Here is a 23,897-nt window from a genome sequence, read left to right on the forward strand (position 1 = left end):
CCTTACTTAGCAGCTTTTTTACGAGGCGCTGGTGCTTGTGGTTTCAGTTCTTCTTGGCGACCACCAATTACTTCGCCTTTGAAGATCCAAACCTTTACACCGATCACACCGTAAGTGGTGTGAGCTTCGTAGTTGGCATAGTCGATGTCGGCACGCAGGGTGTGCAGTGGCACACGACCTTCGCGATACCATTCAGTACGTGCGATTTCAGCACCGCCGAGACGACCGCTCACTTGGATTTTGATGCCTTTGGCACCAATACGCATGGCGTTCTGTACGGCACGCTTCATAGCGCGACGGAACATTACGCGGCGTTCCAGCTGCTGAGCTACGCTCTGCGCAACCAGCATACCGTCGAGCTCCGGCTTACGGATCTCTTCGATATTGATGTGCACAGGCACACCCATTTGCTTGGTCAGGTCCTGACGCAGTTTCTCAACATCTTCACCTTTCTTCCCGATAACGATACCTGGACGAGCGGTGTGGATGGTGATACGTGCAGTTTGCGCCGGACGATGGATATCGATACGGCTTACGGACGCGCTTTTTAGTTTGTCTTGGAGATACTCACGCACCTTCAGATCAGCGAACAAATAGTCCGCATAAGTCCGACCGTCTGCGTACCAGACGGAGGTGTGCTCCTTGACGATTCCCAGGCGAATGCCAATGGGATGTACTTTCTGACCCATCTCTTCGACTCCGTTACTTGTCAGCAACCTTGACAGTGATATGGCAAGACCGCTTGACGATGCGATCAGCACGGCCTTTGGCACGCGGCATGATGCGCTTCAGCGAACGCCCTTCGTTGACGAAAACGGTGCTGACCTTCAGGTCATCAACGTCTGCGCCTTCGTTATGCTCGGCGTTGGCTACGGCCGACTCCAGCACTTTCTTCATGATCTCGGCGGCTTTCTTACTGCTGAAAGCCAACAGGTTGAGCGCTTCGCCCACCTTCTTCCCGCGGATCTGGTCGGCGACCAAGCGGGCTTTCTGGGCGGAGATTCGAGCGCCCGACAACTTAGCGGCTACTTCCATTTCCTTACCCCTTAACGCTTGGCTTTCTTGTCTGCCACGTGCCCACGATAAGTGCGGGTACCGGCAAACTCGCCTAGTTTGTGGCCGACCATGTCTTCGTTAACGAGAACTGGGACGTGTTGGCGACCGTTGTGTACTGCGATGGTCAGACCGACCATTTGTGGCAGGATCATCGAACGACGCGACCAGGTTTTAACTGGTTTGCGATCGTTCTTTTCCGCCGCCACTTCGATCTTCTTCAGTAGGTGAAGATCAATAAAAGGACCTTTTTTCAGAGAACGTGGCACTGTCGTATCCCTCTATTTACTTGCGACGACGGACGATCATTTTGTCGGTACGCTTATTACCACGAGTCTTCGCGCCCTTAGTCGGGAAGCCCCATGGCGATACCGGATGACGACCACCAGAGGTACGACCTTCACCACCACCGTGTGGGTGGTCAACCGGGTTCATGGCAACACCACGAACGGTTGGGCGAACGCCACGCCAGCGTTTGGCACCAGCTTTACCCAACGAACGCAGGCTGTGCTCGGAGTTCGAGACTTCACCCAGGGTCGCACGGCATTCAGCCAGCACTTTACGCATCTCACCAGAACGCAGACGCAGGGTCACGTAGACACCTTCACGAGCGATCAGCTGAGCCGAAGCACCAGCGGAACGAGCGATTTGCGCGCCTTTACCTGGCTTCAATTCGATGCCGTGTACGGTGCTACCAACTGGAATGTTACGCAGTTGCAGAGCGTTGCCCGGCTTGATCGGTGCCAGGGCACCTGCGATCAGCTGGTCGCCAGCACTCACGCCTTTAGGCGCGATGATGTAGCGACGCTCGCCATCTGCGTACAGCAGCAGAGCGATGTGAGCAGTACGGTTTGGATCGTATTCGATACGCTCGACAGTGGCAGCGATGCCATCTTTGTCGTTGCGACGGAAGTCGACCAGACGATAATGCTGCTTATGGCCACCACCGATGTGACGAGTGGTAATACGACCATTGTTGTTACGACCACCAGTCTTCGATTTCTTCTCGAGCAGCGGTGCGTGAGGAGCGCCTTTATGCAGCTCCTGGTTGACCACCTTGACCACAAAACGGCGGCCAGGGGAAGTCGGTTTGCATTTAACGATTGCCATGATGCACCCCTTCCTTACTCAGCACTGCTGCTGAAATCGAGATCTTGGCCTGGCTGAAGGGAGATAACTGCCTTCTTCCAGTCATTACGCTTGCCCAGACCGCGAGCAGTGCGCTTGCTCTTACCCAGAACATTCAGGGTAGTAACACGCTCTACTTTCACGCTGAACAGGCTTTCGACGGCCTTCTTGATTTCCAGCTTGGTTGCGTCAGTTGCAACCTTGAAAACGAACTGGCCTTTCTTGTCAGCCAGAACCGTAGCCTTTTCGGAAACGTGCGGGCCAAGCAGAACTTTAAATACGCGTTCCTGGTTCATCCCAGCAGCTCCTCGAATTTCTTCACGGCCGACACGGTGATCAACACCTTGTCGTATGCGATCAGACTAACTGGATCGGAACCTTGCACGTCACGTACATCAACGTGTGGCAGGTTGCGAGCAGCCAGGTACAGGTTCTGATCAACAGCTTCGGACACGATCAAAACGTCGGTCAGGCTCATGTTGTTCAGTTTGCCCAGCAGATCTTTGGTTTTTGGACTTTCAACAGCGAAGTCTTGAACCACGACCAGGCGATCAGTACGCACGAGTTCAGCAAGGATGGAGCGCAGTGCTGCGCGGTACATCTTCTTGTTGAGCTTCTGAGAGTGATCCTGAGGACGAGCTGCGAAAGTGGTACCGCCGCCGCGCCAGATTGGGCTACGGATAGTACCGGCACGAGCACGGCCAGTACCTTTCTGACGCCAAGGGCGCTTACCGCCACCACGAACGTCGGAACGGGTCTTTTGCTGCTTGCTACCTTGACGGCCGCCGGCCATGTAGGCCACGACTGCTTGGTGAACCAGCGTCTCGTTGAATTCGCCGCCAAATGTCAGTTCGGAAACTTCAATCGCTTGAGCGTCATTTACATTTAATTGCATGTCAGCTTCCCCTTAACCGCGAGCCTTGGCCGCTGGACGTACAACCAGGTTGCCGCCAGTAGCGCCAGGAACAGCACCCTTGACCAACAACAGATTGCGTTCAGCGTCGACGCGCACTACTTCGAGGGACTGCACGGTCACGCGCTCAGCGCCCATATGACCGGACATTTTTTTGCCCTTGAATACACGACCAGGAGTCTGGCACTGGCCAATAGAGCCCGGGACGCGGTGGGAAACGGAGTTACCGTGAGTGTTGTCTTGACCACGGAAATTCCAACGCTTGATCGTACCCTGGAAGCCTTTACCCTTGGACTGACCGGTTACATCAACCAGTTGACCAGCGGCGAAGATTTCAGCGTTGATCAGATCGCCAGCCTTGTAGTCGCCGTCTTCAAGACGGAACTCCATAACGGTGCGACCAGCTGCAACGTTTGCTTTAGCGAAGTGACCTGCTTGAGCAGCAGTCACGCGCGAAGCACGACGCTCGCCGACAGTGACTTGCACTGCACGATAGCCATCGGTTTCTTCAGTTTTGAACTGGGTGACGCGATTCGGTTCGATCTCAATGACCGTGACCGGAATGGAGACACCTTCTTCGGTGAAAATACGGGTCATACCGCATTTACGACCGACTACACCAATAGTCATGTTGTAAACCTCATGAGTGTACGGGGCTTTCACCCGCTATGGCCGCCCATTTCAGAGCGTTACACGACTAAGACCCAAGTCTTAGCCGAGGCTGATCTGTACTTCCACACCGGCCGCCAGATCGAGCTTCATAAGTGCATCAACGGTTTTATCCGTTGGCTGGACGATGTCCAGTACGCGCTTATGAGTACGGATCTCGTACTGGTCACGCGCGTCTTTGTTGACGTGCGGGGAGACCAGAACGGTGAACCGCTCTTTACGGGTAGGCAGTGGAATTGGACCACGCACTTGAGCACCAGTACGTTTCGCGGTTTCCACGATTTCCTGGGTGGATTGGTCGATCAGGCGATGGTCAAAAGCCTTCAACCTGATACGGATTTGCTGATTTTGCATTGGATTTCAGACTCCGGCTGCTATTCCCAGCGAGCGCAATACGCCCGTTAAAAGGAGGCGCAATTCTATAGACGGCCCTGATAGGTGTCAACCCAATAAAAAAGGCCCCCGCTGAGCGGGGGCCTTTTCAAAACATCAGAGCTATCTCAGAAGAGATAATTACTCGATGATTTTAGCTACAACGCCAGCACCAACGGTACGGCCGCCTTCACGGATTGCGAAACGCAGACCGTCTTCCATAGCGATGGTTTTGATCAGGGTGACAACCATTTTGATGTTGTCGCCTGGCATTACCATTTCTACGCCTTCCGGCAGTTCGCAGTTACCAGTTACGTCGGTAGTACGGAAGTAGAACTGTGGACGATAGCCTTTGAAGAACGGAGTGTGACGACCGCCTTCTTCTTTGCTCAGCACGTACACTTCAGCTTCGAACTTGGTGTGCGGCTTAACCGAACCCGGCTTGACCAGAACCTGGCCACGCTCAACGTCGTCACGCTTGGTACCACGCAGCAGAACGCCGCAGTTCTCGCCAGCACGACCTTCGTCGAGCAGTTTACGGAACATTTCAACACCGGTGCAGGTGGTGACAGTGGTGTCACGCAGACCAACGATTTCCAGTGGATCTTGAACCTTGACGATACCGCGCTCGATACGGCCAGTTACAACAGTACCGCGACCGGAGATCGAGAATACGTCTTCGATTGGCATCAGGAACGGCTTGTCGATAACACGGACTGGATCTGGGATGTAGCTGTCCAGAGTCTCAACCAGCTTACGAACGGACGTAGTGCCCATTTCGTTGTCGTCTTTGCCTTCCAGAGCCATACGAGCAGAACCGATGATGATCGGAGTGTCGTCACCTGGGAAGTCGTAAGTGCTCAGCAGATCGCGCACTTCCATCTCAACCAGTTCCAGCAGCTCAGCGTCGTCTACCAGGTCAGCCTTGTTCAGGTAAACCACGATGTACGGAACGCCAACCTGACGGGACAGCAGGATGTGCTCACGGGTTTGTGGCATCGGACCATCAGCGGCCGAACAAACCAGGATTGCGCCGTCCATCTGGGCAGCACCGGTGATCATGTTCTTCACATAGTCAGCGTGACCTGGGCAGTCAACGTGAGCGTAGTGACGGATCAGCGAGTTGTATTCAACGTGCGCGGTGTTGATGGTGATACCACGAGCTTTTTCTTCTGGTGCGCTGTCGATTTTATCGAAATCAACGATTGCAGAACCGAATACTTCGGAGCAAACGCGAGTCAGAGCAGCAGTCAGAGTGGTTTTACCGTGGTCAACGTGACCGATGGTGCCAACGTTGACGTGCGGTAGGGAACGATCAAATTTTTCTTTAGCCACGACAATTAACTCCTTGCCTAAAGGACTGAATCAGCCTTGTTTTTTGGATACAGTTTCAGCGATGTGCGCCGGAGCTGTGTTGTATTTTTTGAATTCCATAGAGTAGCTTGCGCGACCCTGGGACATGGAGCGAACGTCGGTCGCATAACCGAACATCTCACCCAACGGAACCTCAGCGCGAATCACTTTGCCGGAAACCGTGTCTTCCATACCCAAGATCATGCCGCGACGACGGTTAAGGTCGCCCATGACATCACCCATATAGTCTTCAGGTGTAACAACTTCTACCGCCATGATTGGCTCAAGCAACTCACCACCGCCCTTCTGGGCCAGTTGCTTGGTTGCCATGGAGGCAGCCACCTTAAACGCCATCTCGTTGGAGTCGACGTCGTGGTAAGAACCGTCAAAAACGGTTGCTTTCAGGCCGATCAGCGGATAGCCGGCAACAACACCGTTCTTCATCTGCTCTTCGATACCCTTCTGGATAGCAGGGATGTATTCCTTAGGAACAACACCACCTACTACTTCGTTCACGAATTGCAGACCTTCCTGACCTTCGTCAGCAGGCGCAAAACGGATCCAGCAGTGACCGAACTGACCACGACCGCCGGACTGACGAACGAACTTGCCTTCGATTTCACAGTTCTTCGTGATGCGCTCACGATAGGAAACCTGAGGCTTACCGATGTTGGCTTCGACATTGAACTCACGGCGCATCCGGTCAACCAGGATGTCCAGGTGAAGCTCGCCCATGCCCGAGATGATCGTTTGACCAGTCTCTTCATCAGTCTTGACGCGGAAAGATGGATCTTCCTGAGCAAGCTTGCCCAGAGCGATACCCATTTTTTCCTGGTCATCCTTGGTCTTAGGCTCTACGGCAACCGAAATAACCGGCTCCGGGAAGTCCATGCGAACCAGGATGATTGGCTTGTCAGCGTTGCACAAGGTTTCACCAGTGGTGACGTCCTTCATGCCGATCAAGGCCGCGATGTCTCCAGCGCGTACTTCCTTGATCTCTTCGCGGGCGTTTGCGTGCATTTGCACCATACGACCCACGCGCTCTTTCTTGCCTTTAACCGAGTTGATCACGCCGTCGCCGGAGTTCAACACGCCCGAGTAAACGCGGACGAAGGTCAAGGTACCCACGAATGGGTCAGTGGCAATTTTAAATGCCAGAGCGGAGAACGGTTCTGCATCGTCTGCATGACGCTCCAGCTCGATGGTCTCGTCATCCGGGTCAGTACCCTTGATGGCAGGAATATCGATTGGTGCAGGCAGGTAGTCGATCACAGCATCGAGAACCAGGGGAACACCCTTGTTCTTGAACGAGGAGCCGCAAACAGCCAGGACGATTTCACCAGCGATAGTACGCTGACGCAGAGCGGCCTTGATTTCCACGTTGGTGAGCTCTTCACCTTCGAGGTACTTGTTCATCAGCTCTTCATTGGCTTCGGCAGCAGCCTCAACCATGTTGTTGCGCCATTCGTCAGCCAGTTCCTGCAGCTCGGCAGGGATAGGCTTGCGAACAGGGACCATACCCTTGTCGGCATCGTTCCAGTAGACAGCTTCCATGGTCAGCAGATCGATCTGCCCCTGGAAGTTATCTTCGGAACCGATAGCCAACTGGATTGGCACCGGAGTGTGACCCAAGCGCTGCTTGATCTGGCCGATCACGCGCAGGAAGTTTGCACCGGCACGGTCCATCTTGTTTACGTAAACAAGGCGTGGAACACCGTATTTGTTGGCTTGGCGCCATACGGTTTCCGACTGCGGCTCAACACCCGAGGTACCGCAGAACACAACGACAGCGCCGTCGAGTACGCGCAGGGAACGCTCAACTTCAATAGTGAAGTCTACGTGGCCCGGGGTATCGATTACGTTGAAGCGGTGCTCATCCTTGTACTGCTTCTCGGAACCTTTCCAGAAGGCGGTAATAGCAGCAGAAGTAATGGTAATACCACGCTCCTGCTCCTGAACCATCCAGTCTGTGGTCGCGGCGCCATCATGCACCTCGCCCATCTTGTGACTTTTGCCGGTGTAAAACAGTACGCGCTCGGTGGTGGTGGTTTTACCAGCATCCACGTGAGCAACGATACCGATGTTACGGTAGCGGCTAATCGGAGTAGTACGAGCCATAAAGCCCTCGCAAAATTAGTGAAGCTAAAATTAGAAGCGGTAGTGCGAGAAAGCTTTGTTAGCTTCAGCCATACGGTGCACGTCTTCACGCTTCTTAACAGCAGCACCTTTACCTTCAGCAGCGTCCAACAATTCGCCGGCCAAACGCAGAGCCATAGACTTCTCGCCGCGCTTACGGGCGAAGTCTACCAACCAGCGCATTGCCAGAGCGTTACGACGGGACGGGCGAACTTCAACCGGAACCTGGTAAGTAGCACCGCCTACACGGCGCGACTTCACTTCGACCAGCGGAGCGATGGCGTCGAGAGCTTTCTCGAAGATTTCCAGGGGGTCGCTGTTCTTGCGTTCTTTAACCTTTTCCAGCGCGCCATAAACGATACGCTCGGCAACAGCTTTCTTGCCGCTTTCCATCACGTGGTTCATGAACTTGGCCAGGATTTGGCTTCCGTATTTTGGATCGTCAAGCACTTCGCGCTTGGCTGCTACGCGTCTTCTTGGCATGGATAAGCCCTCAAACGGTCTTCAGGTTCGCTCGGAATCGGTGCCCTTTCGGGACGCCTCCGACCTTACTCTTATCGACTCAGAAAATAAGATGATTCAGTTTTACAAAAAGCCGCTACTACTTAGGCTTCTTGGTACCGTACTTCGAACGACCCTGGTTACGACCTTTAACGCCGGAAGTATCCAAGGAGCCGCGTACGGTGTGGTAACGAACACCCGGCAAGTCTTTTACACGACCGCCGCGGATCAGTACCACGCTGTGCTCTTGCAGGTTGTGGCCTTCACCGCCGATGTACGAGGAAACCTCGAAACCGTTGGTCAGACGCACACGGCATACTTTACGCAGTGCCGAGTTAGGTTTTTTCGGCGTGGTGGTATACACACGGGTGCATACGCCACGACGTTGCGGGCAGTTCTGCAGCGCAGGCACGTCGGATTTCTCGACGATACGCTTACGCGGCTGACGTACCAGCTGGTTGATAGTTGCCATCTACTAGCTCCACTGTTGTCTTGCGACGCTATTGTCTTGCAAGAAAAGCAAAATGGCAGGAACGAATTCCCGCCAAATTTAGGGGTACAAGAGTCTAAAGAGGATCTTGTCCCCAGTCAAGGCAAGGCCCCGACCTCCCCTCTCGTTGAACCGGGGCAAAAATGCCTCGATCCGACGAATGGGACTGCCAGGGCCCAGACTTATCTACTGCAGAACTCAGTTACCGCTTGAGTTCAGTGCTTCGGTCAGTGCAGCTTCCACTTCACTGGCGCTTACGCGCAACGGCTTGTCAGCATCACGGCGACGCTTGCGCTCGCTGTGGTAAGCCAAACCGGTACCGGCTGGGATCAGACGACCCACAACCACGTTTTCTTTCAGGCCACGCAGGTAATCGCGCTTGCCGGTTACCGCTGCTTCGGTCAGTACGCGAGTGGTCTCCTGGAAGGAGGCCGCCGAGATGAACGACTCAGTGGACAACGACGCCTTGGTGATACCCAGCAGCACGCGAGTGAACTTGGAAACGAATTTCTCTTCGTTCGCCAGGCGCTCGTTTTCTACCAGTACGTGAGTCAGTTCCATCTGGTCGCCCTTGATGAAACTGGAATCGCCGGATTCAGCGATTTCAACTTTACGCAGCATCTGACGCAAGATGGTCTCGATGTGCTTGTCGTTGATCTTCACGCCCTGCAGACGGTAAACGTCCTGGATCTCGTTGACGATGTATTTGGCCAGCGCACTCACACCCAGCAGACGCAGGATGTCGTGTGGATCGCTCGGGCCGTCGGAGATAACTTCGCCGCGGTTTACTTGTTCGCCTTCGAAGACGTTCAGGTGACGCCACTTCGGAATCAGCTCTTCATACGGATCGCTACCGTCGTTCGGGGTAATGACCAGACGGCGCTTGCCCTTGGTCTCTTTACCGAACGCGATGGTGCCGCTGACTTCAGCCAGAATCGACGCTTCTTTCGGACGACGAGCTTCGAACAAGTCGGCAACACGCGGCAAACCACCGGTGATGTCTCGAGTTTTCGAAGTTTCTTGCGGGATACGCGCGATAACATCACCGATCGCGATCTTCGCACCATCCGCTACACCGACCAGGGCGTTGGCTGGCAGGAAGTACTGAGCGATTACGTCAGTGCCTGGCAGCAACAGATCCTTGCCGTTGTCGTCGACCATCTTCACGGCAGGACGGATGTCTTTACCGGCAGCTGGGCGATCCTTGGCGTCGAGTACTTCAATGTTGGTCATACCGGTCAATTCGTCAGTCTGACGCTTGATCGTGATGCCTTCTTCCATGCCCACGTAGGTCACGGTACCTTTCATTTCGGTAACGATTGGGTGAGTGTGCGGATCCCACTTGGCCACGATTGCGCCAGCGTCGACCTTGTCACCTTCTTTAACCGAAATCACAGCACCGTACGGCAGCTTGTAACGCTCGCGCTCACGACCGTAGTCGTCAGCGATTGCCAGCTCACCGGAACGGGACACAGCGACCAGGTGGCCATCCACTCGCTCAACGTGCTTGAGGTTGTGCAGACGGACGGTACCGCCATTCTTAACCTGTACGCTGTCGGCTGCGGAGGTCCGGCTTGCCGCACCACCGATGTGGAACGTACGCATGGTCAGCTGGGTACCCGGCTCACCGATGGACTGGGCAGCGATAACGCCGACCGCTTCACCGATGTTCACCTGGTGACCACGAGCCAAGTCACGGCCGTAGCACTTGGCGCAGATGCCATAACGGGTTTCGCAGCTGATCGGCGAGCGAACGATCACTTCGTCGATGCTGTTGAGTTCGATGAACTCGACCCACTTTTCATCTACCAGAGTGCCGGCAGGAACGATAACTTCCTCGGTACCTGGCTTGAACACGTCACGGGCAATCACACGACCCAATACGCGTTCACCCAGCGGCTCTACAACGTCACCGCCTTCAATGTGCGGAGTCATCAGCAGGCCGTGTTCGGTGCCGCAATCGATCTCGGTTACAACCAGATCTTGTGCAACGTCTACCAGACGACGTGTCAGGTAACCGGAGTTAGCGGTTTTCAACGCGGTATCCGCAAGACCCTTACGAGCACCGTGAGTGGAGATGAAGTACTGGAGTACGCTCAAACCTTCACGGAAGTTCGCGGTAATCGGCGTTTCGATGATGGAACCGTCCGGCTTGGCCATCAGGCCACGCATACCGGCGAGCTGACGGATCTGCGCAGCAGAACCCCGCGCACCCGAGTCGGCCATCATGTACATCGAGTTGAAAGATTCCTGGTCGACTTCGTCGCCGTGACGGTCGATGACTTTCTCTTTCGAGAGGTTGGCCATCATCGCCTTGGATACTTCGTCGTTGGCCTTGGACCAAAGGTCGATCACTTTGTTGTACTTCTCGCCCTGGGTTACCAGGCCGGAGGCGTACTGGCTCTCGATCTCTTTCACTTCGTCGGTGGCGGCACTGATGATGCGAGCTTTTTCATCCGGGATAACGAAGTCGTTAACGCCGATGGAAACGCCGGAGATAGTCGAGTAAGCGAAACCGGTGTACATCAACTGGTCAGCGAAGATAACGGTCTCTTTCAAACCGACCACGCGGTAGCACTGGTTGATCAGCTTGGAGATCGCCTTTTTCTTCATCGGCAGGTTGACGACATCGTACGACAGACCTTTTGGCACAACCTGGTACAACAGCGCACGGCCGACAGTGGTGTCGACGATACGGGTGTTGCTCACGCTGCCGCCGTCACGGTCGTTGACCGTTTCGTTGATCCGCACTTTGACCTTGGCATGCAGTGCGGCTTCGCCGGCACGGAATACACGGTCAACTTCTTGCAGGTCAGCGAACACACGACCTTCGCCCTTGGCGTTGATCGCTTCACGGGTCATGTAGTACAGACCCAATACAACGTCCTGCGACGGAACGATGATTGGCTCACCGTTGGCTGGCGACAGGATGTTGTTGGTCGACATCATCAACGCACGCGCTTCCAACTGGGCTTCCAGCGTCAGCGGTACGTGCACGGCCATTTGGTCGCCGTCGAAGTCGGCGTTGTACGCAGCACAGACCAGAGGGTGCAGCTGGATAGCCTTACCTTCGATCAGTACTGGTTCAAACGCCTGGATACCCAGACGGTGAAGGGTCGGTGCACGGTTGAGGAGAACCGGGTGTTCGCGAATCACTTCAGCGAGAACGTCCCAAACCTCTGGCAGTTCGCGCTCGACCATTTTCTTGGCCGCTTTGATGGTGGTCGCGAGACCGCGCATTTCCAGCTTGCCGAAGATGAACGGCTTGAACAGCTCGAGTGCCATCTTCTTAGGCAGGCCGCACTGGTGCAGACGCAGGGTCGGGCCTACGGTAATTACCGAACGACCGGAGTAGTCAACACGCTTACCGAGCAAGTTCTGACGGAAACGACCTTGCTTACCCTTGATCATGTCAGCCAGGGATTTCAAGGGACGCTTGTTGGAACCGGTGATAGCGCGGCCACGACGACCGTTGTCGAGCAAGGCATCGACCGCTTCTTGCAACATACGCTTTTCGTTGCGCACGATGATGTCCGGAGCGGACAGATCAAGCAGGCGCTTCAAGCGGTTGTTACGGTTGATCACGCGGCGGTACAGGTCGTTGAGGTCGGACGTCGCGAAACGACCACCGTCCAACGGTACCAGCGGACGCAGGTCTGGCGGCAGAACCGGCAGAACGGTCAGCACCATCCACTCTGGCAAGTTGCCGGAACCCTGGAAGGCTTCCATCAACTTCAGACGCTTGGACAGTTTCTTGATCTTGGTTTCGGAGTTGGTTTGCGGAATTTCTTCGCGCAGGCGACCAATCTCGTGCTCCAGGTCGATGGCGTGCAGCAGTTCGCGGACAGCTTCGGCACCCATGCGGGCATCGAAATCGTCACCGAATTCTTCCAGCGCTTCGAAGTACTGCTCATCGTTCAGCAGCTGCCCCTTTTCAAGGGTGGTCATGCCTGGATCGATAACGACATAGCTCTCGAAGTAGAGAACGCGTTCGATATCACGCAGGGTCATGTCCATCAGCAAGCCGATACGGGACGGCAGTGATTTCAGGAACCAGATGTGGGCAACTGGCGAAGCCAGTTCGATGTGCGCCATGCGCTCACGACGAACCTTGGCCAGTGCAACTTCAACGCCGCACTTCTCGCAGATCACACCACGGTGCTTCAAGCGCTTGTACTTACCGCACAGGCACTCGTAATCCTTGACCGGGCCAAAGATCTTGGCGCAGAACAGGCCGTCACGTTCAGGTTTGAACGTACGGTAGTTGATGGTTTCCGGCTTTTTAACTTCACCGAACGACCACGAACGGATCATCTCAGGCGATGCCAACCCAATACGGATGGCGTCGAACTCTTCGACTTGACCCTGGTTTTTCAGCAAATTCAGTAGGTCTTTCAAGGCCTTTCCTCCTGGCGGAGCAGAGAGCGGGCCAAACGGCTCCGCTCTCGATTCGCGTCACGTGTTATTCGGTTTCCAGATCGATATCGATGCCGAGGGAACGAATTTCTTTGATCAACACGTTGAAGGACTCGGGCATGCCCGGCTCCATACGGTGATCGCCGTCCACGATGTTTTTGTACATCTTGGTACGACCGTTCACATCGTCCGACTTCACTGTGAGCATTTCTTGCAGAGTGTATGCAGCACCGTATGCTTCCAGTGCCCAAACCTCCATCTCCCCGAAACGCTGACCACCGAACTGAGCCTTACCACCCAGCGGCTGCTGGGTAACCAGGCTGTACGAACCAGTAGAACGAGCGTGCATCTTGTCGTCTACCAAGTGGTTCAGCTTCAGCATGTACATGTAGCCAACAGTAACCGGACGCTCGAACTTGTTGCCGGTACGGCCGTCGAACAGCTGCATCTGGCCGCTTTCTGGCAAGTCTGCCAGCTTGAGCATGGCCTTGATTTCGCTTTCCTTGGCACCGTCGAACACCGGGGTAGCCATTGGAACGCCGCCGCGCAGGTTCTTCGCCAGATCCAGGATTTCCTGGTCGGAGAAGGTATCCAGCTCTTCATTGCGACCGCCGATCTCGTTGTAGATCTCGTGCAGGAACTTACGCAGGTCTGCGACCTTGCGCTGCTCTTCGATCATGCGGTTGATCTTTTCGCCCAGACCTTTGGCCGCGAGGCCCAGGTGGGTTTCAAGGATCTGACCAACGTTCATACGCGAAGGTACGCCCAACGGGTTGAGGACGACGTCGACCGGGGTGCCATTGGCATCGTGCGGCATGTCTTCAACCGGCATGATCACAGAGACCACACCTTTGTTACCGTGACGACCGGCCATCTTGTCGCCCGGCTGGATGCGGCGACGGATTGCCAGGTAAACCTTGACGATTTTCAGCACACCTGGAGCCAGGTCATCGCCCTGCTGCAGTTTGCGCTTCTTGTCTTCGAACTTGTCGTCCAGCAGACGGCGACGATCAACGATATAGGCCTGAGCCTTCTCGAGCTGCTCGTTCAGAGCATCTTCAGCCATGCGCAGTTTGAACCACTGGCCGTGCTCAAGACCGTCGAGGATTTCGTCGGTGATGTCCTGACCCTTCTTCAGACCTGCACCGCCTTCAGCCTTGTGGCCTACCAGAGCGGAACGCAGACGTTCGAAGGTCGCGCCTTCAACGATACGGAACTCTTCGTTCAGGTCCTTGCGGATTTCGTCGAGCTGGGTCTTCTCGATGGACAGTGCACGAGCATCACGCTCAACGCCGTCGCGGGTGAAGACCTGTACGTCGATGACAGTACCCTTGGTACCGGTAGGTACACGCAGGGAGGTGTCTTTAACGTCGCTGGCTTTTTCACCGAAAATGGCACGCAGCAGTTTTTCTTCCGGCGTCAGCTGGGTCTCGCCTTTCGGAGTGACTTTACCGACCAGGATGTCGCCTGCGCCAACTTCAGCACCTACATAAACGATACCGGCTTCGTCCAGCTTGTTCAGTGCAGCTTCACCCACGTTAGGGATGTCCGCAGTGATTTCCTCTGGCCCAAGCTTGGTGTCACGTGCCACACAGGTCAGTTCCTGAATGTGGATCGTGGTGAAACGGTCTTCCTGAACAACGCGCTCCGACAGACAGATGGAGTCTTCGAAGTTGTAACCGTTCCAGGCCATGAACGCGATGCGCATGTTCTGACCCAGTGCCAGCTCACCCATGTCGGTGGACGGGCCATCGGCCATGATGTCGCTACGCTGAACGCGATCACCCTTACGCACCAGCGGACGCTGGTTAATGCAGGTGTTCTGGTTAGAGCGGGTGTACTTGGTCAGGTTGTAGATGTCGACACCAGCTTCACCGGTTTCAACTTCGTCATCGGCAACACGAACCACGATACGGCTGGCATCAACAGAGTCGATCACGCCACCACGACGAGCCACGACGCAAACGCCGGAGTCACGGGCTACGTTACGCTCCATGCCGGTACCTACCAGCGGCTTGTCGGCACGCAGGGTCGGTACAGCTTGACGCTGCATGTTGGAACCCATCAACGCACGGTTGGCGTCATCGTGTTCCAGGAACGGGATCAGCGACGCTGCAACCGATACTACCTGCTTCGGCGAAACGTCCATCAAGGTGACGTCTTCCGGCGCCTTGACCGTGAACTCGTTCAAGTGACGAACAGCTACCAGCTCGTCGATCAGGACTTTCTTGTCGTTCATCGTGGCCGAAGCCTGAGCGATCACGTGATCAGCTTCTTCGATGGCGGACAGGAAGACGATCTCGTCGGTGACCAGACCCTCTTTCACCACACGATACGGGCTCTCAAGGAAGCCGTACTGGTTGGTGCGCGCATAAGCGGCCAAGGAGTTGATCAGACCGATGTTCGGACCTTCCGGCGTTTCGATCGGGCAAACACGACCGTAGTGCGTCGGGTGTACGTCACGGACTTCGAAGCCTGCGCGCTCACGGGTCAGACCGCCCGGGCCCAGTGCAGAGACACGGCGCTTGTGGGTGATCTCGGAGAGCGGGTTGTTCTGGTCCATGAACTGCGAGAGCTGGCTGGAACCGAAGAACTCTTTCACCGCCGCAGCCACTGGCTTGGCGTTGATCAGATCTTGCGGCATCAGGCCTTCGCTTTCAGCCATCGACAGACGCTCTTTGACCGCACGCTCAACACGTACCAGGCCAACGCGGAACTGGTTTTCAGCCATTTCGCCTACGCAGCGAACACGACGGTTACCCAGGTGGTCGATGTCATCGACGATGCCTTTGCCGTTACGGATGTCAACCAGGGTCTTCAAGACCGCAACGATGTCTTCCTTGCACAGCACACCCGAACCTTCGATCTCGGTACGACCGATACGACGGTTGAACTTCATCCGGCCGACCGCAGACAGGTCATAGCGCTCAGGGCTGAAGAACAGGTTGTTGAACAGGGTTTCGGCAGCGTCTTTGGTTGGTGGCTCGCCAGGACGCATCATGCGATAGATCTCGACCAGCGCTTCCAATTGGTTGCTGGTGGAATCGATCTTCAGTGTGTCGGAGATGAACGGACCGCAGTCGATGTCGTTGGTGTACAGGGTCTCGATGCGAACGACCTGGGCCTTGGCGATTTTAGCCAGGATCTCGGTGTTCAGCTCGGTGTTGCACTCAGCCAGGATTTCGCCTGTGGCCGGGTGAACGATGACCTTGGCGGTAGTACGGCCCAGGACATAGTCCAGAGGTACTTCCAGCTCCTTGATACCGGCTTTTTCGATCTGATTGATGTGGCGCGCAGTGATACGACGGCCAGCCTCAACGATGACCTTGCCTTTTTCATCCTGGATGTCCAGGACAGCAATTTCACCACGCAGACGCGAAGCGATCAGCTCCAGCTTGAGGGTTTCATCCTTCAGGCTGAATACGTTGGTGGTGTAGAAAGCGTCCAGCACTTGCTCGGTGGTATAGCCGAGCGCGCGCAGCAGTACCGAGGCCGGCAGCTTGCGACGACGGTCGATACGCACGAACACGCAGTCTTTCGGATCGAACTCGAAGTCCAACCACGAACCGCGGTACGGAATGATCCGCGCGGAGTACAGGAGTTTGCCGGAGCTGTGCGTTTTGCCGCGGTCGTGGTCGAAGAACACGCCCGGGGAACGGTGCAGCTGGGAAACGATTACACGCTCGGTACCGTTGATAACGAAGGTACCGTTCTCAGTCATCAATGGGATTTCGCCCATGTAGACTTCTTGCTCTTTGATGTCCTTGATCGCTTTGTTCGACGATTCTTTGTCGAAAATGATCAGGCGGACTTTTACCCGCAAAGGTACGGCGTACGTAACGCCACGCAACACGCATTCTTTGACATCAAATGCCGGTTCGCCCAGGCGATAACCGACGTACTCCAGCGCAGCATTGCCGGAGTAGCTGATGATCGGGAAAACGGATTTGAAGGCCGCATGCAGGCCCACGTCGCGGAACTGATCTTTGGTCGCTCCCGCCTGCAAGAATTCACGATACGAATCCAGCTGGATAGCCAGAAGGTACGGGACATCCATGACGTCCGGCAACTTGCTAAAGTCCTTGCGGATACGTTTTTTCTCAGTATATGAGTAAGCCATCAGCGTTCCCCAGCTTGGTCACCTGCTTGTTTGGCCCTCCCGACGGGAGCAGCCAGAAAATCTTGCAAACCCCATGGTTTGCACCACCGCATCGGGTGGCTACAGCGCGTTAATGGCGGCGACCGAGTCGACAGCCAAGAACGGAAAAAGGCCGGTGGCAAGAGCCACCAGCCATCAGCCTTCAGCTTAACGCTTGGGCTGGAGACGCAAGGTCGATGCTTACTTCAGCTCGACTTTAGCGCCTGCTTCTTCCAGAGTAGCTTTGGCTTTGTCAGCAGCGTCTTTCGACACAGCTTCCAGAACCTGGGCAGGAGCGCCGTCAACTACAGCCTTGGCTTCTTTCAAGCCCAGACCGGTCAGTTCACGTACTGCCTTGATCACGTTTACTTTCTTCTCGCCAGCTTCCAGCAGCATGACGTTGAATTCGGTTTGCTCTTCAGCAGCAACAGCAGCAACAGCTGGGCCAGCGGAAGCAGCGGCAGCGGAAACGCCGAATTTTTCTTCGAAAGCTTTGATCAGCTCAACAACCTGCAGAACCGACATTTCAGCTACGGCGTTGAGGATATCGTCTTGGGAGATAGACATTGCTGTATTTCCTGAATTGGGGGACGGCCTACGCGGCCATCGAAATAAACAAAAATACGCGAGAGAATTTGCTCAGCCTTAGGCTGCGGCAGCTTCTTTTTGCTCGCGAACTGCAGCCAGAGTACGAGCCAGCTTGCTGGTAGCGCCTTGAATCACGCTCATCAGCTGCGAAATGGCTTCGTCGCGGGTCGGCAGTGTTGCCAGTACGTCGATTTGGTTAGCTGCGAGGAACTTGCCCTCGAACGCAGCTGCCTTGATCTCGAACTTATCCTGACTCTTGGCGAACTCTTTGAACAAACGGGCAGCAGCGCCCGGATGATCCTTGGAGAATGCGATCAGAGTCGGGCCGGTGAACACGTCGTTGAGAACACTGTATTCAGTGTCAGCAACGGCGCGCTTGAGCAGGGTGTTACGTACAACACGTACGTATACGCCAGCTTCACGAGCCTCTTTACGGAGTCCGGTCATAGCGCCTACTGTCACACCACGGGCATCAGCCACGACAGCGGACAGAGCAGCTTTGGCAGCCTCGTTGACTTCAGCGACGATGGCCTTCTTGTCTTCGAGATTAATTGCCACGGGTTTAACTCCTGCTTGTTACCGTTTCATCTGGCCGAAGCCGGATGTCGTTTTGGTGTCTGATTCGGTAAGGAACCGGGAGCACCATCTGCGTAGGCTTGTTGGTTTAAGACTCGCGTCGCCTACGGTCTTGGATAGCCCCCGCCAGGCAGGGACCCCAATCTTTCAATTGGCGCAATCGCTTGCGCCAATTTGTGTCTTATACGTCCAGCGAGCCTTGGTCGATGACCAGACCTGGGCCCATAGTGGTGCTCAGGGTAACGCGCTTGACGTAGATACCTTTCGAGGAAGCTGGCTTGATACGCTTCAGATCAGCGATCAGGGCTTCAACGTTTTCCTTCAGCTTGACGGCATCGAAGCCGACTTTGCCAACGGAGGTGTGAATGATGCCGTTTTTGTCGGTGCGATAACGAACCTGACCAGCCTTGGCGTTTTTAACCGCGGTAGCTACGTCTGGCGTTACGGTGCCGACTTTAGGGTTAGGCATCAGACCACGTGGACCGAGGATCTGACCCAACTGGCCTACAACGCGCATTGCATCCGGGGAGGCAATAACTACGTCGTAGTTCAGGTCGCCACCTTTCATTTCGGCAGCCAGGTCGTCCATGCCAACGCGATCAGCGCCAGCGGCCAGAGCAGCTTCAGCTGCCGGGCCCTGGGTGAAGACGGCAACACGTACAGTCTTGCCAGTACCGTGTGGCAGCACAGTAGCGCTACGAACGACCTGGTCAGATTTACGTGGGTCAACACCCAGATTTACAGCAACGTCAACAGACTCGCTGAACTTGACAGTCGACAGCTCGGTCAGCAGGGCAGCAGCGTCTACAAAGTTGTAGGACTTGCCTGCTTCGATTTTGCCGGCGATAGCCTTTTGGCGCTTGGTCAGCTTAGCCATTACACACCCTCCACGTTAAGGCCCATGCTACGAGCAGAACCGGCGATGGTACGCACGGCTGCATCCATATCAGCTGCAGTCAGATCCGCGTTTTTGGTTTTCGCGATCTCTTCCAGCTGAGCACGAGTTACGGTGCCAACCTTAACGGTGTTCGGACGAGCGGAACCGCTAGTCAGACCAGCAGCCTTCTTCAGCAGAACCGAAGCCGGGGTCGACTTGGTTTCGAAAGTAAAGCTACGGTCGCTGTATACAGTGATGATCACTGGAGTCGGCAGACCTGGCTCAAGACCCTGAGTACGGGCGTTGAAGGCCTTGCAGAATTCCATGATGTTCACGCCGTGCTGACCCAGAGCTGGGCCGACGGGTGGACTTGGGTTGGCCTGAGCGGCCTTCACTTGCAGCTTGATGTAAGCGGTAATCTTCTTGGCCATGAGGCACTCCAATTACGGGTTCAAACGCCTCGAAAGGCTCCCCGGTTACTTGCGCGTTTATCCCAGTGACGACAAAACCCCACAGCCTAAGGCTGCGGGGTTGGGATGCTTGCTCAGCTAGACCTTCTCGACCTGGCTGAACTCCAACTCTACCGGAGTAGAGCGACCGAAAATGAGCACTGCCACTTGGATCCGGCTCTTTTCGTAGTTAACTTCTTCGACGGTGCCATTGAAATCAGCAAACGGACCATCAGTCACACGAACAACCTCACCCGGCTCGAACAATGTCTTCGGCTTGGGCTTGTCACTACCATCAGCAACACGACGCAGAATTGCTTCCGCCTCTTTGTCAGTGATAGGAGCAGGCTTATCAGCGGTACCGCCAATGAAACCCATGACACGAGGAGTGTCCTTGACCAAGTGCCAAGTACCTTCATTCATGTCCATCTGAACCAGCACGTAGCCAGGGAAGAACTTGCGTTCACTTTTGCGCTTCTGGCCATTGCGCATCTCAACCACTTCTTCAGTGGGGACCAGAATCTCGCCAAAGCCATCTTCCATGCCTGCAAGCTTTACGCGCTCCAGCAAAGAGCGCATAACATGCTTCTCGTAACCCGAGTAAGCATGCACAACGTACCAACGCTTAGCCACGGGACACCCTTAGCCAACAATCAAGGAAACAAGCCAGCCGAGCAGGGAATCAAGCCCCCACAACAGCAACGCCATAACCAGAACAACAGCCACGACAATCAATGTGGTCTGCGTGGTTTCTTGGCGAGTCGGCCAAACGACTTTACGTATTTCGGTGCGAGCTTCCTTTACCAGGACCGCGAAAGACTTGCCTTTGGCAGTCTGCAGGCCTACAAAGGCAGCTACAGCAGCAAGGGCCAGCAAAGCGAGCACACGGTACAGGATCGGCGAAGCAGAATAGTACTGATTGCCAACAACGCCTACGACCACCAAGGCGACTACAGCGAGCCACTTGACCAGATCGAAACGAGAGCTTTGAGCTTCAGCCTTAGGAGTCATCTATGAAGATCCTGTGAAAAGAAAGCCAGACACACCACGTGAATCTGGCAGGTCAGGAGGGAATCGAACCCCCAACCTACGGTTTTGGAGACCGTCGCTCTGCCAATTGAGCTACTGACCTAAAACAAAATCAGGCCGACCATTATGCAGGCCTGAAAAAGACTTTACAACAACCAACCCCAACAGACTTGAAATCATCCGACAATCAACGCCAGACACAACACGAAACAAGCCGAGGCAGCTGTTAAAACAAAGGCAGATATTTTCATATCTGCCTTGTTATATGGAGCTCTTGAGCGGATTTGAACCGCTGACCTCACCCTTACCAAGGGTGTGCTCTACCAACTGAGCTACAAGAGCAAAACACCGTGCACAACCTGCAAACTTGGAGCGGGTAGCGGGAATCGAACCCGCATCATCAGCTTGGAAGGCTGAGGTTCTACCACTAAACTATACCCGCGGAGCTTGCAGCTCACGCTAAAATGGTGGAGGGGGAAGGATTCGAACCTTCGAAGTCGTAGACGTCAGATTTACAGTCTGATCCCTTTGGCCGCTCGGGAACCCCTCCTAAGCGAGCCGGCATTCTACATCAAGCCGGCCTTCTGTCAAGCATTTTCTCATAAAAAATATGAGGTTAGCTGCGTGACCTTCGCTTCGCCATGTACCCCTTAAAGGTCTTCACTGCGAAGCGGGCGCCATTCTATGCAAACTATTCGAGAGTTGCAATGCCTTCGCACTGCATTATTTTATGTTTTAACTCATTGAATTCCTTAGCAAGGTTTTCAAACGGCAGATCATCAGCCAGGCGTCGGCTTTCAGGGGCGACACGCAACCAGTAACCCGAGGTATCTGGCGCACTCAACAATTGAACCTTGACCTTTATATCCAGGCTTGTCAGCCGCTGCTCGACAGATAGGGCTTGGCGCCGATCAGAGAACCCACCGATGTATAGACAGGTATTTTGCCCATCAGACGGCTTTATTCGATCACGCCGAGCCACCCCATCTGCAGATTCACTCAAGAGCCGAATGTCTTGCTGCGTCCCACGATAAAGACTCAAAGGCGTGACATCCTTGGCACGCAATGGAGCCTCTTGCTGATGCCAGACGTAATAGAAAGCATTGAGGACAAGTAAAAGCAAAAACAGCCAGCGCATAATCACCTCAAGACAAAGGACACGCCATCGCCAGACCAACAAACACAAGGTCCGGGATCAGTCGAGCGCGAGGCGCAGCATCAGAAACCAACTCAGCATCCCCTCCAGTCAGGAAGACGGTGAAATCGTCACCCCAGTAGCTTCGCGCCAACTCGAGCTGTGTCAGCACAAACCCTCTAAGCATGAGCGTACAGCCGCGCTCGACGGCTTCTACGGTAGTCCGCCCAGGAGAAAGTCGCTCCAGGGCCCTCTCCGCCGCCGCGTCGCCGTAACGTATCTTACGCGTATGGGTTCGCAGTTGATTGCGCATGAGGGGCATGCCTGGGCAAATGAATCCTCCCAAGTGCTCACCATCCGGACCGATGAAATCTGCGGTCGCCGCCGTGCCGAAATCGAGAACCAGACATGCGCCTGAAGCCAATTTGAATGCCCCGAGCATCGCCAACCAGCGATCAAGCCCAAGACGCTCGAAATCTTCGTAGCCGTTACGCACCCCAGCCATTTCCCGCGCAGGGGCAGCACATGAAACGCTAACGCCAAATGCATCCACCAACGCAGCTACCAGCTGGTCGGTTTCCTCAAGCGCACGGACACTCACCAATCGGCAACGCGTAAGCAGAAGATCGGGAAGAGCCACCAGGCTATCAATTAATGACACATCCGAACCGGCGATGCCTTCCGCGCAAGCGTTTGCCTCACTCGACTCAAGCACACGCCACTTAATGAAGCTGTTTCCACAGTCGAGCTCAAGAATCATCACGCAACCTCAGGCTTAGCTCACCACCGCTATATATTTTCTCAACTCCATCGACATTCAAACGCAACGCGCCCTGACGATCCACACCCAGCACCACCCCTTCAATCCGGTTTACGCCAGCAATGAGACATACACTCCTGCCCTGCCACAGGTGATGCTTCTCCCACTCTTCTTGCAAACCGGCAAAACCAGTAGCCTTATGTCGGTCTAGATAGGCCTGCAGTTGCCCCCCAAGGCGCGCCGCAAGGCGGTTGCGATCAATAGGGGTTCCGGTCTCAAGCTGCATCGAGGTCCACTGCTGATCGACCTCAACTGCCTTCTGCATATTCACGTTGATACCGATGCCCAGCACAACATGACATATATCTCCAGGATCTCCGACTAACTCGAGCAAGATGCCAGAAATTTTCTTATTTCCAACCAAGACATCGTTTGGCCACTTCAAGGCCACGCCCTGGACGCCCAACTCGTGCAGGGTTTGCATGACAGCTAAACCCACCACAAGGCTTAGCCCCTCCAACTGCCGCAGACCGCCTTCAATGCGCAGCACGAGACTGTAGTAAAGATTTTGCGCATACGGACTGACCCATTTTCGGCCACGCCTTCCCCTTCCAGCCGTTTGTTGCTCCGCCAATACAACAAAGGGTGGCACGCAGCCTGACTCCACAAGACGCAAAGCCTCGGCATTAGTGGAATCAACGGAATCGTAAATGTGAACCGGCCAGGCTGAAGAAGCTGCCTCCAGAGAAATCTCCTCAGCATTCAAAAACACCAGCGGCGCAGCTAATTGATATCCACGTCCACGGACCTTATGAATGGGCAGATTCATCTCGGCCTCAAGATGCTGGAGCTGCTTCCACACAGCACTTCGACTAACCCCCAGGGCAGCGCCAAGCGCCTCTCCAGAATGGAATCGACCGTCTTTCAGAAGTTTCAACAACATCAGCATGCAGGTATCGCCTCACAATGAGGCACGCATAATAGCCATGCGTAGGGTCATTGCATAGAAAGGCCGCTCGTTAGCATTCAAGACATAAGCGACATTTTTTGATTTCCGAGCGCCCAAAACAAAACCCCAACTGCTTTCGCAATTGGGGTTTCGGAATTTAATCTTGACGATGACCTACTCTCACATGGGGAAACCCCACACTACCATCGGCGATGCATCGTTTCACTACTGAGTTCGGGATGGGATCAGGTGGTTCCAATGCTCTATGGTCGTCAAGAAATTCGGGTACTGAGTCGTGACCAGTTGGTCTCGCTTCAGCAAATTGGGTATGTGACAGCTGTCGGTGCTTTGTGAGCGTCGAACTT

The 23,897-nt window shown here is 54.9% G+C and carries 23 protein-coding genes, 4 tRNA genes and 1 rRNA gene; all 28 read right to left on the minus strand.

The window, feature by feature from the left end; genetic code table 11:
• Nucleotides 1–2: 2 nt before the first annotated feature.
• The 28 genes from rpsC to rrf all read right to left on the minus strand — a co-directional run bounded on the left by rpsC (nucleotide 3) and on the right by rrf (nucleotide 23,809).
• Nucleotides 3–689 carry a 30S ribosomal protein S3 gene (gene rpsC / locus QYQ93_RS26245; RefSeq protein ID WP_003176422.1) on the minus strand — a complete coding sequence of 229 codons (687 nt, stop codon included), beginning with the start codon at nucleotides 687–689 and terminating at the stop codon, nucleotides 3–5.
• A gap of 13 nt (nucleotides 690–702) precedes the next feature.
• Nucleotides 703–1,035, minus strand: coding sequence for a 50S ribosomal protein L22 (gene rplV / locus QYQ93_RS26250; protein ID WP_003103908.1), 333 nt, complete (start codon nucleotides 1,033–1,035; stop codon nucleotides 703–705).
• An 11-nt stretch (nucleotides 1,036–1,046) separates the two neighbouring features.
• Complete coding sequence (rpsS, locus tag QYQ93_RS26255; protein WP_002555486.1) at nucleotides 1,047–1,322, minus strand: 30S ribosomal protein S19; 276 nt, start codon at nucleotides 1,320–1,322, stop codon at nucleotides 1,047–1,049.
• A gap of 16 nt (nucleotides 1,323–1,338) precedes the next feature.
• On the minus strand, nucleotides 1,339–2,163 hold the full coding sequence (gene rplB / locus QYQ93_RS26260; RefSeq protein WP_003210080.1) for a 50S ribosomal protein L2: 825 nt from the start codon (nucleotides 2,161–2,163) through the stop codon (nucleotides 1,339–1,341).
• Between the two features lie 14 nt (nucleotides 2,164–2,177).
• Nucleotides 2,178–2,477, minus strand: coding sequence for a 50S ribosomal protein L23 (gene rplW, locus QYQ93_RS26265; RefSeq protein ID WP_002555488.1), 300 nt, complete (start codon nucleotides 2,475–2,477; stop codon nucleotides 2,178–2,180).
• Entirely contained in the window at nucleotides 2,474–3,076 is a 603-nt protein-coding gene (rplD, locus tag QYQ93_RS26270; protein WP_003176424.1) for a 50S ribosomal protein L4, read from the minus strand. The genes rplW and rplD overlap by 4 nt, the downstream gene beginning before the upstream one ends.
• Nucleotides 3,077–3,088: 12 nt before the next feature.
• Nucleotides 3,089–3,724, minus strand: coding sequence for a 50S ribosomal protein L3 (gene rplC, locus QYQ93_RS26275; RefSeq protein WP_003176425.1), 636 nt, complete (start codon nucleotides 3,722–3,724; stop codon nucleotides 3,089–3,091).
• 81 nt (nucleotides 3,725–3,805) lie between these two features.
• Complete coding sequence (gene rpsJ, locus QYQ93_RS26280) at nucleotides 3,806–4,117, minus strand: 30S ribosomal protein S10 (RefSeq protein ID WP_003186070.1); 312 nt, start codon at nucleotides 4,115–4,117, stop codon at nucleotides 3,806–3,808.
• Between the two features lie 159 nt (nucleotides 4,118–4,276).
• Nucleotides 4,277–5,470, minus strand: coding sequence for an elongation factor Tu (gene tuf, locus QYQ93_RS26285; RefSeq protein ID WP_003176426.1), 1,194 nt, complete (start codon nucleotides 5,468–5,470; stop codon nucleotides 4,277–4,279).
• A 30-nt stretch (nucleotides 5,471–5,500) separates the two neighbouring features.
• Complete coding sequence (gene fusA, locus QYQ93_RS26290) at nucleotides 5,501–7,606, minus strand: elongation factor G (RefSeq protein WP_043050068.1); 2,106 nt, start codon at nucleotides 7,604–7,606, stop codon at nucleotides 5,501–5,503.
• 30 nt (nucleotides 7,607–7,636) lie between these two features.
• Nucleotides 7,637–8,107, minus strand: coding sequence for a 30S ribosomal protein S7 (gene rpsG, locus QYQ93_RS26295; RefSeq protein WP_002555493.1), 471 nt, complete (start codon nucleotides 8,105–8,107; stop codon nucleotides 7,637–7,639).
• Nucleotides 8,108–8,225: 118 nt separating this feature from the next.
• Complete coding sequence (gene rpsL, locus QYQ93_RS26300; RefSeq protein WP_002555494.1) at nucleotides 8,226–8,597, minus strand: 30S ribosomal protein S12; 372 nt, start codon at nucleotides 8,595–8,597, stop codon at nucleotides 8,226–8,228.
• Between the two features lie 216 nt (nucleotides 8,598–8,813).
• On the minus strand, nucleotides 8,814–13,013 hold the full coding sequence (rpoC, locus tag QYQ93_RS26305) for a DNA-directed RNA polymerase subunit beta' (protein ID WP_005791982.1): 4,200 nt from the start codon (nucleotides 13,011–13,013) through the stop codon (nucleotides 8,814–8,816).
• Nucleotides 13,014–13,077: 64 nt separating this feature from the next.
• The gene (gene rpoB / locus QYQ93_RS26310; RefSeq protein ID WP_046069767.1) at nucleotides 13,078–17,151 is read right to left on the minus strand and encodes a DNA-directed RNA polymerase subunit beta; all 4,074 of its coding nucleotides are present in this window, start codon (nucleotides 17,149–17,151) and stop codon (nucleotides 13,078–13,080) included.
• Nucleotides 17,152–17,370: 219 nt separating this feature from the next.
• Entirely contained in the window at nucleotides 17,371–17,736 is a 366-nt protein-coding gene (gene rplL / locus QYQ93_RS26315; RefSeq protein WP_003176432.1) for a 50S ribosomal protein L7/L12, read from the minus strand.
• Between the two features lie 78 nt (nucleotides 17,737–17,814).
• Nucleotides 17,815–18,315, minus strand: a complete 501-nt coding sequence (gene rplJ / locus QYQ93_RS26320) for a 50S ribosomal protein L10 (protein ID WP_003232405.1) — start codon at nucleotides 18,313–18,315, stop codon at nucleotides 17,815–17,817.
• 199 nt (nucleotides 18,316–18,514) lie between these two features.
• The gene (gene rplA, locus QYQ93_RS26325) at nucleotides 18,515–19,210 is read right to left on the minus strand and encodes a 50S ribosomal protein L1 (protein ID WP_003176434.1); all 696 of its coding nucleotides are present in this window, start codon (nucleotides 19,208–19,210) and stop codon (nucleotides 18,515–18,517) included.
• Complete coding sequence (gene rplK, locus QYQ93_RS26330; RefSeq protein WP_003176435.1) at nucleotides 19,210–19,641, minus strand: 50S ribosomal protein L11; 432 nt, start codon at nucleotides 19,639–19,641, stop codon at nucleotides 19,210–19,212. The genes rplA and rplK overlap by 1 nt, the downstream gene beginning before the upstream one ends.
• 117 nt (nucleotides 19,642–19,758) lie before the next feature.
• Nucleotides 19,759–20,292: a transcription termination/antitermination protein NusG gene (gene nusG / locus QYQ93_RS26335; RefSeq protein WP_003176436.1), complete on the minus strand. Its 534-nt coding sequence runs from the start codon at nucleotides 20,290–20,292 to the stop codon at nucleotides 19,759–19,761.
• Between the two features lie 9 nt (nucleotides 20,293–20,301).
• On the minus strand, nucleotides 20,302–20,670 hold the full coding sequence (gene secE, locus QYQ93_RS26340; RefSeq protein WP_003194658.1) for a preprotein translocase subunit SecE: 369 nt from the start codon (nucleotides 20,668–20,670) through the stop codon (nucleotides 20,302–20,304).
• Nucleotides 20,671–20,715: 45 nt separating this feature from the next.
• Nucleotides 20,716–20,791, minus strand: a tRNA-Trp gene (locus QYQ93_RS26345).
• A 163-nt stretch (nucleotides 20,792–20,954) separates the two neighbouring features.
• Nucleotides 20,955–21,030 (minus strand) — tRNA-Thr (locus tag QYQ93_RS26350).
• Between the two features lie 26 nt (nucleotides 21,031–21,056).
• A tRNA-Gly gene (locus tag QYQ93_RS26355) sits at nucleotides 21,057–21,130 on the minus strand.
• 23 nt (nucleotides 21,131–21,153) lie between these two features.
• Nucleotides 21,154–21,238 (minus strand) — tRNA-Tyr (locus tag QYQ93_RS26360).
• A gap of 141 nt (nucleotides 21,239–21,379) precedes the next feature.
• Nucleotides 21,380–21,826: a hypothetical protein gene (locus QYQ93_RS26365; protein ID WP_043050070.1), complete on the minus strand. Its 447-nt coding sequence runs from the start codon at nucleotides 21,824–21,826 to the stop codon at nucleotides 21,380–21,382.
• 7 nt (nucleotides 21,827–21,833) lie between these two features.
• On the minus strand, nucleotides 21,834–22,583 hold the full coding sequence (locus tag QYQ93_RS26370) for a pantothenate kinase (RefSeq protein WP_043050071.1): 750 nt from the start codon (nucleotides 22,581–22,583) through the stop codon (nucleotides 21,834–21,836).
• Nucleotides 22,573–23,532: a bifunctional biotin--[acetyl-CoA-carboxylase] ligase/biotin operon repressor BirA gene (birA, locus tag QYQ93_RS26375; RefSeq protein ID WP_043050072.1), complete on the minus strand. Its 960-nt coding sequence runs from the start codon at nucleotides 23,530–23,532 to the stop codon at nucleotides 22,573–22,575. Before birA ends, QYQ93_RS26370 begins: the two co-directional genes overlap by 11 nt.
• A gap of 161 nt (nucleotides 23,533–23,693) precedes the next feature.
• Nucleotides 23,694–23,809 (minus strand): 5S ribosomal RNA (gene rrf / locus QYQ93_RS26380).
• Nucleotides 23,810–23,897 lie beyond the last annotated feature (88 nt).

This window comes from Pseudomonas khavaziana (genome assembly GCF_036704165.1).
Taxonomy (GTDB): Bacteria; Pseudomonadota; Gammaproteobacteria; order Pseudomonadales; family Pseudomonadaceae; genus Aquipseudomonas; species Aquipseudomonas khavaziana.